Genomic DNA, 12,546 nt, shown 5'->3' with positions numbered 1-12,546 from the left:
CTACACCTTTAAGACATACCCAACACCTCTAACAGTGTGAATAAGTGGTACGTCCACATTACAATCTACTTTTTTACGTATATATCGAATATATACATCGACAACATTTGTATCACCATAATAATCAAATCCCCAAACATTCGTTACGATTTGTTCTCGATTTAACACTTGATTTTCATGCTTCATTAAAAATAGTAATAAATCAAATTCTCGTGGTGTTAATTCCACTAAATGATTCCCTCTTTTCACTTCTCGTGTTTTCTCGTCTAAATATAAATCTGCAATTTAATAACTACTATTTTCCTCTTCTTTTCTTACGTTTGAAATTCTTAAACATGCACGAATTCTCGCTAAAAGTTCTTCTATTTGAAATGGCTTTGTAATATAATCACTTGCTCCTTGATCTAAGCCACTTACTTTATCAACAACTGAGTCACGAGCGGTTAATAAAATAATAGGTATTACAGCATTTTTCAAACGTATCCTTCGAAGTACTTCTAATCCACTTATGTTTGGAAGCATTACATCAAGTAAAATTAAATCCCATTTACTATCGTGAAACTTTTCCATTGCCTCTGTTCCTGTTTTAGCAATTTCACTTTCATATCCTTCAAATTCTAGTTCTAACTGTACGACACGCGCAATTTTTTCTTCATCCTCAACAATTAAAATCCTTTCTCCCATAAAAGCCTCCCGCATTATATAATCTTTTCATACCATTCCAGTATAACAAGTAATACTTTCCTCAAAAAGAAATAATGCCCAGTATTCTGTCCGACTTAATGAAAAAAATGAGGAACGAAATATATTCCTGATTGTTAGAGAGACAATCCAACCCATTGCCAATATGCATAGTAAAATAAGACCATTAGAAGCATATATATAACACTTAAATAGCTACTTAACTTTAATAAATCTTGCGATTGAAAAGTTTCTCTATCACTTTCTTGAAATAAAAGTAAAGCTTTAGAACTGACTGGAAAGGTTAAACAATAATTCATGCCAACAATCCCTAAAAATAGTACAGCTACTTCATTAAGCTGTAGACTACTAGCAAAATATAGTAATGGCGGAATAAAAATTACCGCTCTCGTCGTGTGAGATGTAATATATAAATGTGATGTGACTGAAAGAATAACAATTACGAGTAACACGATAAAAATGGATTGCTTATTAATTAGTTCTGTTACTAAAAATAACTTTTGCATAATCCATTGCGCTGCACCACTCTCCATTAAAGATTTCCCTAATGCAATTGCTGCTCCAACAAATAGAATTAAGTTCCACGAGACACCTTTTAAACTTTCTTTCCACTGCATCACGCCGAGTTTTGGTAAAGTTAATAAAAATACTCCGATTATCGTAACAGTTGCAATTTCCAAACCATGTAGCGACTCTGTTAACCAAAAAGCTACCATCGCTATTAAAATACTGATTGTATACTTTTCATTTCGCGATAATTCAAACTTAACTTTTTTCTGTTTCAGTTTTGTTTTTACTTCCTCTTTATCTAAAAATAAAAATAATATTACACGACAACTTATAAAGCTCATTATGAATCCAAATGGAAATCCCCATATTAACCACTCTACAAATGTAATATCCTTATTATTAAATTCCTTTAACATATCTAGGGCAATTAAATGGGAACCTGCACCAATAATTGTAGAACTTGTTGAAACTAAAATAACAGTAGGCATTAAAATTGCTAATGCTTTCGTAATTCTTCTACTCCCAATTTCTTTTGATATAGCTTGAAAAACAGGTAATACAACCGCTGCGCGTCCAGATGTTGATGGAATAAAGAAAGCGAGTATTTGAATAATCATTGTCAAAATCCCGCACAAGCCCAAAATATTCCGAGCACGATTTACAACAAAGCACGTCATTTTCTCAGCTAAACCGGTAACTTGAAGTGCCCTTCCTAAAATAAAGGAACCGATCATAAGCCAAATGACATCTGAAGCTAACGAATCAAATAAAAGATCTTGCTTTGCTGTTCCTGAAATAATTAGAAATAGGACAGATCCAAGTGCGATATAGGCCGAATTTATCGTTGTTGTTGTCCATAATATAATTGCACAGCAAAATCCAAACAAACTCCATTTTGCTTCCATCGTTAATGACGATGGAAGCAAAAGAACTATTTCTACCATTACTATAAGTGCTACGGGCAAAACCCAAGATGTCTTAGTTTTCGGATTATCGGTACTATTCACATGTAATTCCACTACATTTTTTTCAATCATGATACGTACCCACTGTTATTCAACCGAGAAGCGATTTGATAACCGACTAAAACTGTACGCATCGTACTCTCTGTGCAATCACGAAGCCATTTCTCCGCATTAGAAAATGCATTTTCTAATGAAGATGGCATTGGCAATATACTTGTATATGCATCAATTCCATAATCGTAATTAATACGTGCACCTTTACCGACTGTCCCTACTAATGCGATTACTGGTAATCCATATTTTTTTGCACATTTAGCCACCTCAGCTGGAATTTTCCCACGTGGTGTTTGAAAATCTATACTTCCTTCCGCAGTAAATACAAGATCACACGCTAACAATAGTTTATTTAAATCCATATACTTCATAATAATATTGTATCTCGGATGAAGCGTTGCACCAATTAAAGCTTGTAATCCAGCACCAAGCCCACCAGATGCACCGCTTCCTGGTGTATGATGTACATCTATACCCATATCTTTTTTTATAACAGAAGCATAGCGCTCCAGTGCTTTTTCTAGTTCTATTACTTGTGCTTTGTTAGCACCTTTTTGCGGACCGAATACTCGCGCTACTCCTTGTTCGCCGCATAGTTGATTAAACCAATTACAGGCAACATCGATTTGAACATGCCTTAATCTAGGATCTACTTGTGATGTATCTATTTTTGAAACTTGTAATAAAGAGGTTCCACCATGAATTTGTATTTCCTTTCCAGCTTCATTTAAAAACTTTACACCTAAAGCTTCAGCCATACCAGCTCCTCCATCAGATGTTCCTGAATCACCACATCCAATTAATATACGATCTACCCCTTTATTTAAGGCTAATTCTATTAACTCCCCAACACCATGAGTAGTCGTTTTTCTAGGATCACGTAAATCTCTCGGTACAAGTCGTAGCCCCGCAGCAGCAGCCATTTCAATAACAGCTGTACGCTCACCATTTCTCGTTTCAAAAACTCCAAAATAAGATTGTATCTTTTCTCCAACAGGTCCCGTTACTTGTACTTTATACATTGTTCCATCAGTAATATTTATAATTGCCTCTGTAAAACCTTCCCCGCCATCAACCATTGGTAAAGTCTCTACAGTAGCTAACGGCATGACTTTTAAAATCCCCTCTTTCATTATATCAGCAGCTTCCTTCGCCCCTAAACTTTCTTTAAATCCGGATGGTACAACTAAAATACGCATGTAATATTTCTCCCTTCACCTTGTATATCTCTTTCGTTTCTAAGGCTTATACTAAAGGTGAAAAAAGAGAGCACAATTAAGCTTACATTAAAATTTGGTGAGAAAGTGCTGAGTTTTGTGATCTAAAAAATCCGTTGTACTATGAAATAGCACAACGGATTTATTCCTTTACTCTTTATTCAATTTTATTTCTCTATTACGGGACAATACTTGTATGATTTCGCGTTTCTTGTACTCAACAAGCAATTGTCTTCACATCTACTTCGTGTTTCTTTAGTTCTCATTGTATCAATACTTTCGCCATATCAGAGCGCCACAATCGTGATGTATTCAACACAACAACATAGCTTACTTGTTTATACGCCATATCAGACAATAGCTCTTGTAGCCCATCACGTTCAACTGTTAATCCATCTTCATCTACTGTCGCTCCGCTGATTCCTTTATCTTCATACACACGAAGTAGTTCTAAATTATTTTCGTTACAGTAACGTTCAATCTCTTCTACTTGATACGCTAAACTATACCAATCACGTACTTGTCCTTCCGTTGAAGCTCGTACGTAACCAACTACTTTCTCTCCCATTATAAATTCCCTCCCGTTACAGTAATTTTAGTCCCTGTAACGTTTACCTGTTCTTTGCGGATAACGTGTCCATAACTTAAATCCGTTAAAACGTACTTTACGATGACTTCAAAACATAATACAACCCTTTATTTTTTCTTCTACTATCGTCGTATACTGTACATAGCCATTACAATCTATAAAATTTAACAATTAATGCACTTATAAAATTATAATCCTCTTTTAAACTTTCACGTTAAAACACAAAAAAGCACTCGTTGCCTTTAGTCGACAATCAAGTGCTTTAAGTAGCATTATTTTGTAAGTTTTATTGTAACAGTATGACACCTTTTATATGTCGTGACAACTACTACGTTAAAACTTACGAGTTCGTTAGTTTAATATACATTCCATGTGTTTATCATCATCGCCCAGTAAAATGTCATCTCGCCTAAGCTCGTACCTCGTTTTCTATTCTATCATTGCACATAACACTCTATGATGGTACAACCATCATGAAGTATGTACTTTTTAACAGCCTATTTTAAATTGCAACATCTTGATAACCTACTTCAGTTACTTTTTCATTTAACAAACGAATCCCTAGCCCATTTTCTGTATCCCATGTACAATTAAATGTAATTCCAATATCCCGACCGTCAAAAATACCTGCATAGGGAACAACAATCCCATCTAAACTTATCATTTCTAATATTTCATTAGTTGTTTCAACTAATGGATAGTTTTCATTTACTTCAATATCATAACCTAGTTCCTGACGCTCTTGTTTGTAATAGTCTAATATTGATTGCAAAAAGCTTTGTTGTAATTGTTCCCAATTTTGCATAAGTGAAGTATATGCTACATATTGTTCTTCATCAAACTTACCATCCTCATCACCTTTTACTATTAGCGCTATCTCGACTTCATTTCCCAAAAAGTTAATGCTAGTATCCTTAGACCACACAAAATCATATTCAAGCTCACCAAAAACCGCATCATTTATTTTCATCTTACTTCTCCTTTTTATTTTTTAGCAAATCCTCCTGGCTCAAACGCCCCTGCGTTTATCTCACCTACTCCACCAAGATGCCCAAATCTTTTATTTATCTCTGTCGGTACAAGTTGCATTATTTTCACATCATTTACTTCATGCCATGTTAATTGATTTTTTGTTCGATATTTGTCTATGTCTTTCGCGGTAATCCCACCAGGTTCCATTCCAAATTGGCGAGCTAGTTCAACTGAGTCATTTAGCTTATCTGCTAACTTTTGGTCTGCTTGAGCAAAATTGTATGTCCTAGCCTTTGTACCATAATTTCCTTTTCCTCCAAGCATATAGTCAATTTCAATTTGAGCCTTTAATACTGGCGAAAAATCAGGAACTCCGTTTTTATATTGAATACCTTTAATGCCAGCTTCATCTAATATACGTTTCAATTTAGGGTCTGGTGGTGGTTTAAGCGTACTTAAAGATTCTCCTCTGATTCCTTCAAATTCAACCTTCGAATTAATTGGTGAAGGTGTCTGATTATACCTTGCTTCATAAGAACTAGCAAAATCAGTTTGTCTAAAAGCAGGTGGAACTTCAGCCTCTCTATTACCCGTACCCTTAACAACCTTACTCTCCATATACTGATAAGCCTCTTTCAGAGAATACTGTCCTCCTCCTGAGACATTTCCTACTCCAGCCATGGCGAAGCCTTTTCCCTCACCTGGGATCCATTTGTACTCCAGCAATGTTTTTACTGCGTGCTGGATCTTTTCATTTCCCTGCAAGAAAGTTGTTTTTACGGTTGTGGCACCTTTGTTCCATAGACTTCCGATTTTATCGGCAAAGCCTTTTGCTGTCGAGGCTACAAAGTTTACACCTTCTGTTACTTTGTGGCTAGCTGTTTTTATACCATCGACAGCTGCTTTTCCAGCTTTTCCGGCTACCATTGTTACGCCTTCGCCTAGTCTTTTTCCTGCTTTTACAATCGTCTTCCCAAAGCTAGAAGCGACATACTTTATTCCTTTTCCAGCAAGACTTGCCACTTTTCCAACAGGAACAAAGTTTAGGAGTGTCCATCCTGCGGCGATGAGTCTTTCTTTTGATGATAATTCTTTTCCTGTAATAGGGTCTTTACCGGTAACGGCACGAATTGCATCATTTACTCCAATGAATTCAGCTGCTCCTTCTACTCCTTTTTCCCACCATGATTTTTCATGTTTCTTTTCTGTTTTATGGGTTTCTTTCAATTTTTCATTTTGTTTCTTTTGATATTCTTCATCTGCTTGACGAAACTTTTGAGCGATACGCCGTAATTCTTTTTCTGTAACTTGTAAGTTACGTATGTAAGATTCCATGAGTCTCATTGATCTCATATATTCCCCATAAAAATGCTGACTCGTTGCTCCTTGCCATTGCATTTGAATACTAAACATAGATTGATTGAGATTTTGTTGTATGTTCTGGCTGTGTGTTTGCATCTCTGATATGTTTTTGGCAATTTGTTCGAGTTGTTCAGGTTTGACCTTGATCTCCAAACCCTCTCCCACCTTCCTCTATTTTATACCAAAAAGAAATATAACTGCATCAATTTTTACTTGTTCCCTTTAGAAAAAACATCAAAAATACTGTTATCACAAATCGCTTCAATTTCTTCCTTCACAAATAATTTTTGAAATTTTGTTCCTGGGTTTAATATTACATTTGCTTCTAAATCTATCGTCTTTAATAATTCAATCGCATTCATAGAGACATATGGACATTCTTCTGGAATAACCATTTCTAAATGTTTCAAATCAGAATACAGTGGTAACATTAATCCTTCTTCCATTTCAAAATAATGAATTTGCAATTGTGTATTTTCAGTTGAAATCAAATTCCCTTCTTCATCTACATTTGTATCTCCCTCTACAGAAGCAACAACGTACAAATTTGATTTCTGTAATATCTCATAAAAACGAAATCTTTTTTCTTCATTCTGTAAAGCTTCCACTAGCGCCTCATCTAACGGACAAATTTCTAGTAAACTCATTGAACTTCACTCCTTATGTGAAATAATTTCGCCATCTTACGCAAAGTAAGATGGCGAATGTTAAATCTAATTATTTTTTAACGTTTATAGCTTTAATTTTTTCTACATTCTCTTTTGCTTGTTTCGTTATTTCTCCATTAATAGCATTTGCATATTTATCACGAGTTAAAAATTCAAAACATTTATATGCATTATTCATATCAGTTGCAGACATATATCCTGCGCCTTTATTAAACATTTTTAGAGCTACCGTATTCATCCATTCTTTTGCATCTGCTTCTGGATATCCTAGTTCCATAGAGTGGTAAGTTAATTCAATTGCTGAAGCTAAATCTTCAATCGTATCTTTATTCCCGCTTACCTTTGCAGCTTCAAATGTACTCAAATACTCAATTGCCGCTTTTACCCCATCTTTAATTCCTAATTCTTCAATACCTGGTGTTTTATATAAAATTTGATAGTTGTTTAATGCTGATTTATATTGCGTTTTTTCTAACTGTTTTGCTTCTTTAATTACAAGACCAGCTACATTAGAAAATCCTGTTTTGTCAACCACACCGCGTGAAGCTGCTTGACCATAATAATGTAAAGCATTATAAAGGCTCGTTTGTCCTTCTTTATTTGCTTCATCACCTGCTAACTGAATAAGTTGAATTCCCTCCATTTTTTTGGATGCATTATCAATCATATTCATACCACTAATTTGGCCAATCGTTTTATCAATATCCTTTAACTGTGCAAGTAATGTGTATGATGGTAATAAGTTTTTACTTACTTCACTTTGCCATCCTGTCGTTCCATTTATTTTATTCCATTCATTTTCTGTATCTGTCCATAATTTATTCGCATAATTAACCATTTCTTCTCTTGAACGTTCCAATGGGTGCTTTGTACGAATTGCATTTGCAATATTTAATACCGCTGTATAATATTCTCCATTATTTGCTGCATCGTTTGCTTTTCTTTCAAACATTAGCGGCATTAATAACTTATGAGATTCATCTTGAACAGATTTTTCTACTCTTGCCGTATTTGCTAATAAATTCGCTTTATTTATAGCATCTTCCACTTTAAAATTAGGATCTTTTAATTGTCCACGAAGTCCCTCTACAGCCGCAACAAATTGCTTTTCTAACTTTTCTTTTTGTTCACCTGTTGCCCCACCAATATACTGATTTGCTAATAGTAAAGCATTTTCATATTGTGGACTCACTGGATTTAAATACGCTTCTATTTGATCAATCTCTTGACTAAATGGGTCAGATTTCACTTGTACTTTTTGAGTATTAGAATCAATAGTATTTGTTTTATCGTTATTTTTGACATCCTCAGTCTTTGAATCTTTTAGGTTTTTCTCTGTTGCTGTACTTGTTGCCTCATTTCCTTCTGTAACTGCCTTTCCTTCATTACTGCTAGTATTTTCTTTTACAGGGCTTGCTTTTTCTTTTGTCTCAGTTGCAGACTGCACTACTGTTGTTTGGATATTAAGGTTCTGTAATTCTTGTTGTAATAGCTTGTTGAAAATATCTTCTACACCTTGATTCGCTTTTTCTACTAATGTAGGATCTACGCTTTCAAGTACTGATGTAACTAAATAAAATTTACTTAATGCTTGTTCTAAAGATGCTACATCCCCTGTATTTGACCACTCTCTTTTTTCTTCTATTGCTGTTTGATAAACTTTTTCTGCTACAGATTTAATATAATCTTTCTTATTTTCACTTAAATATCTTTGTAACTCTTCTTGTGTAGTAACCGATTCATTTAGTACATTCATTTGATTACGTAAATAGAATAGTGCTCTCTCATTTGAATATTCACCACTTGTAAGAATTTGTTCTACATTATCTAATGCTAACTTATGTTCAGCTATCGATTTTGATTTTGATGGTGTATTCAATTGGCTAACAAGCGTCCAGTCTTCTTTTTTGCTATAGTAGTTCGTTAAATTATTTAATGCATTTTCATCCAGTTCTTTTTGACTCGTATAAAAATCATTAAAGAAAACAGACGAGTAGTATTTTCCATTTCCAGCGTACCACTCAACTAAAATGTCACCCGTTTTTGGTGATACTGTAATTGTTGGGTGTGTTGGTTCTGGATCCGGCTTTGGTTCTGGATTTGGATCCGGCTTTGGATTTGGGCTTTGGATTTGGGTTTGGGTTTGGCTCTGGATTTGGGCTCGGGTTCGGATTCGGTTCTGGGTTTGGACCCGGCTTTGGGTTTGGCTCTAGATTTGGCCCCGGATTTGGGCTTGGCTCTGGATTTGTATCTGGCTTTTTCCCATCTCCTTCTTGCCCATTAAGTTGCTGTTTATTATCATTCGCTTTTCCTGACTCTGCCCCAGGTCCAACCATATTAGTTGGTAAATCTAGTTTTTGTGGAGTTGGTGCATCCGATAATTTGATTTGTGGATCTTTCTTTTCCACCGATACTTCATCTGGTTTATATGTTACTGGCGTAATTGGTGATTTATTATTTCCAATTAAGTCTGCTAAATTAATAGTTGGTTTTTCGCCAGGTTTTTCATCTTTTTTTGCAGGATCAGCGACTAAATTTGGGAACATAGACTGTAAATCTCCCCCTGTAATACGATCATCTTTTTTCTCTTCTGTATTACTTGCTAGTTTTACTTGTTCTTTTCCTGCTGTCTTAAAGCCTTTGTCATACACAAGATATCCTGATGTTCCTAGTAATGCTACCGACATTACTGATATAGCGACTTTTTTCCCTAAGTTATTATTGTTTTCCTCCATGTCCTTTTCCCCTTTTCCTATCTTTATTGAATCCAACCGTTTGTTTTCATTTCTGTTAGTTTTTCTTGCGCAGCTCTTACTTCGGATTCATTTTCATTTGCTTGAACTGTTTTTCTTAAGAAACGACTTGCTTCCTCGTATTTTTTCTGTTTAATTTTAAACATCCCGAATGCAAAATTCACATGTGGATTTTCATCGTTTTGTGAGTATGCTTCTGTGAAAAGCTTCTCTGCTTCATTTCCTTGTCCCACTTTATCGTATAAAATCCCTATATTTACAAGCGTATTTATGTCGCGTGTTCCACTGCTGACAACTCTATTGTAAGCTTCTAACGCTTGCTGATATGCGGCAGTACTCTTTGCACCATCTCGCGTTTCATAAAATTGACCCGCTTCGTAATACACAATTCCTAGTTGATTTAACAACTCAATATTTTTCATATCTTTTTGAATCGCTACTTGTAAAATGTGAGATGCTTGTTGATAATTCATTTCTTTCTTCGCACTATCAATTAGGTTTGTTTTATTCCAAAGCACATATAGATTTGAAAGTTCAATTGTATATATGGCATTCTTTGAATCTTGCATAATAGCTTCTTTAAAGAAAGATTCTGCTTTGTCTAACTGTACCGTTGCGGTTGATAATTGACCTTTTAAATACGAAACAATTGCTTTATCTTCATTTGTCTTCGTACTCATTTTGACAATAACATCTTCCGCTTTTTCAAATTCTTTCATTTTCATATGACATACAGCTAAATCTCGCATTGCATCTTTTTTGTATGGTTCAATTCCTTTTGCATTATTCGCTAAAGCTTGTTCAAAATTTTGCACTGCTTCTTGATATTTTCCAATGCGGAAATTTGCTGAAGCTAATAGATAAGCAGCTTCATTATTTTCTTTATCGATTTCTCTATCTTTTATTAGTTTTGTAATATAATCGATTGCAATTTTATTTTTTCCTTCAGCAACGTAAATCGTTGCTAATTGAAGATAAGCCTCGTCTTTACCCTTTACAGCAATTGCATGTTCAACAGCTTCTTCAGCTTTTGTATATTTTTTATCATGATAGGCTTGTCGTGCTTGTTCCATAAACTTTTGATATTTAGCGTTTGTTGTGTAGAAATAAAATAACGTTGAACCACCTATAACAACAACTACAGTTGAGCCAATAATCAAAATCCGTTTTTTATTCTTTTTCCACCATTTAGAAAAGGCCGACGGTTCACTTTGCTCATGCGTTATTGTAAGTGGTTGATTTGATGCTTTTGCATTTAAAATCTCATCATCTACATCATATTCCACTTGTTTTTTCGTTTGTTTCCGGCTCTGTAGAATGCTAGTTGGCACTGTAATTGTAGCTGCTACTTCTTGCTGCGACTGTGTTCCTTGCTCTTCTTTTATCTCTTCAATAATGCTTTCAATTTCCTGTTTTAACGCCTGGTCAATGTTTGGAAATTGTACGATTCGTGAATAGACGAAACAAGCAAATGCTGCATTGTTTTCTCGTTCCAATTCAGTAGCTAATTCCAAATAATGTTGTAGGACCATTTTATTATTTATTTCAGGCTCTTGACTCTCCATAGTTTGAATGATATATGCGAGTTCTTTTTGCAGAGCTGTTGATGGATTGAGTGAATTGAAAATTATTTTATATTCATATAATGCCGCTTGTTTAAATCCTCTCTCTTCTAATAATCTTGCAATTTCCAAACATTTTGATACAAAAAGAGAGTGTTCTTCTGTTGACTGCCTTTCCGCATCAATTTTCATTCTTTCTCTCGCGCTATTAAAGACATCGTACCACTGCGCAAAGCTTGGGCATTCTGCGAAAGAGTTACTACTCCATGCCTGCCTAAATAATTTTGCAATCTCCCCGTTCCATTGATTATGTAATACTTGCTGAAGTAACATATATCTTTCACATTCTGTCTGCATTTCTTCCGTTTTAAAGTAACTTGCATCCGTCCATTTTTTATTTCGAACTTCCTCACTACACCAACTTAATATTTCTCCTAATAAAATAGCACCTGCAAATCGATCGGCTTCTTTTTGCCATACTCCACTTTTTAAATACATCGGTGCGTAGCCCGCTGAACCTGCTGGCAATAATGAAGGTCTTTTCGTTTTCGGGCCATACATTTGCTCAACATCAACAAGTTCGATATTGTGTTGACCTTCAATTGGATTTTCACTTAAGAAAGGTACGAGTACGTTGCTAGACGATAAATCATTATGAGCAACTTCATTTTCTTCCATCATTTTAAGTGTTGTAAGAAATGCTTCTGCAATAAAGAAACATTGTTCTTTTGATAACATTCTTTGTTCTTGTATTATATCAGCCCATGTTGGACCTTCAATCCAAGGCATTACAATACTATTAGCAAGATCTTCTGATTTTTCGATAGCAGATGTATGTTCTTCTTTAGTAACGCTATAACGTGAACATACTTTCAGACCCACTAAGGAAGATAGTGGTTTCAAAAATGCTAGTTGATGTTCTTCTTCGCGATAGCGTTCCTTAAAAACTTTTAATGCAATTCGTTCAACACCATTTTCCTGTTGTAATTGATAAACTGTTCCTTGTCTTCCCTCTTGACCATAGGGCATCTCAATACCAATTACAGCTGGGTGTTTCTCAAAACGATAAACATCTTTATTAAGGCTAATTTTTTCTCCTACTTCTGGTCGGAATCCCATTTTATCCCCTTACTCTCGTATAACAATTTTTCAAAAAAAGACCAGGAACAATAGCTCCTGGTCTTTTGCAATT

General features: G+C 35.0%; 6 protein-coding genes and 3 pseudogenes. All 9 read right to left on the bottom strand.

Features of this window, described 5'->3' with window-relative positions:
* Positions 1-684, bottom strand: a pseudogene (locus DN393_RS02225) (response regulator transcription factor).
* 134 nt (positions 685-818) lie between these two features.
* Positions 819-2,249 carry an SLC13 family permease gene (locus DN393_RS02220; protein WP_098103313.1) on the bottom strand — a complete coding sequence of 477 codons (1,431 nt, stop codon included), beginning with the start codon at positions 2,247-2,249 and terminating at the stop codon, positions 819-821.
* Positions 2,246-3,430, bottom strand: coding sequence for a glycerate kinase family protein (locus tag DN393_RS02215; RefSeq protein WP_098103314.1), 1,185 nt, complete (start codon positions 3,428-3,430; stop codon positions 2,246-2,248). Before DN393_RS02215 ends, DN393_RS02220 begins: the two co-directional genes overlap by 4 nt.
* 283 nt (positions 3,431-3,713) lie before the next feature.
* A pseudogene (locus DN393_RS02210) lies at positions 3,714-4,016 on the bottom strand (recombinase family protein); the annotation flags it as partial.
* A gap of 523 nt (positions 4,017-4,539) precedes the next feature.
* Positions 4,540-5,007 carry a DUF2004 domain-containing protein gene (locus DN393_RS02200; RefSeq protein WP_002141600.1) on the bottom strand — a complete coding sequence of 156 codons (468 nt, stop codon included), beginning with the start codon at positions 5,005-5,007 and terminating at the stop codon, positions 4,540-4,542.
* Between the two features lie 14 nt (positions 5,008-5,021).
* Positions 5,022-6,524, bottom strand: coding sequence for a WXG100 family type VII secretion target (locus DN393_RS02195; RefSeq protein ID WP_149173286.1), 1,503 nt, complete (start codon positions 6,522-6,524; stop codon positions 5,022-5,024).
* 56 nt (positions 6,525-6,580) lie between these two features.
* The gene (locus DN393_RS02190) at positions 6,581-7,018 is read right to left on the bottom strand and encodes an SseB family protein (protein WP_064473932.1); all 438 of its coding nucleotides are present in this window, start codon (positions 7,016-7,018) and stop codon (positions 6,581-6,583) included.
* Positions 7,019-7,088: 70 nt separating this feature from the next.
* Positions 7,089-9,774: pseudogene (locus DN393_RS31345) on the bottom strand (hypothetical protein).
* 23 nt (positions 9,775-9,797) lie between these two features.
* Positions 9,798-12,473 carry a tetratricopeptide repeat protein gene (locus DN393_RS02180; RefSeq protein WP_149173285.1) on the bottom strand — a complete coding sequence of 892 codons (2,676 nt, stop codon included), beginning with the start codon at positions 12,471-12,473 and terminating at the stop codon, positions 9,798-9,800.
* Between the last annotated feature and the right edge of the window lie 73 nt (positions 12,474-12,546).

This window comes from Bacillus sp. BPN334 (assembly GCF_008368885.1).
GTDB classification, from domain to species: Bacteria; Bacillota; Bacilli; order Bacillales; family Bacillaceae_G; genus Bacillus_A; species Bacillus_A wiedmannii.
This window is presented reverse-complemented; position numbering and strand designations above follow the sequence as displayed.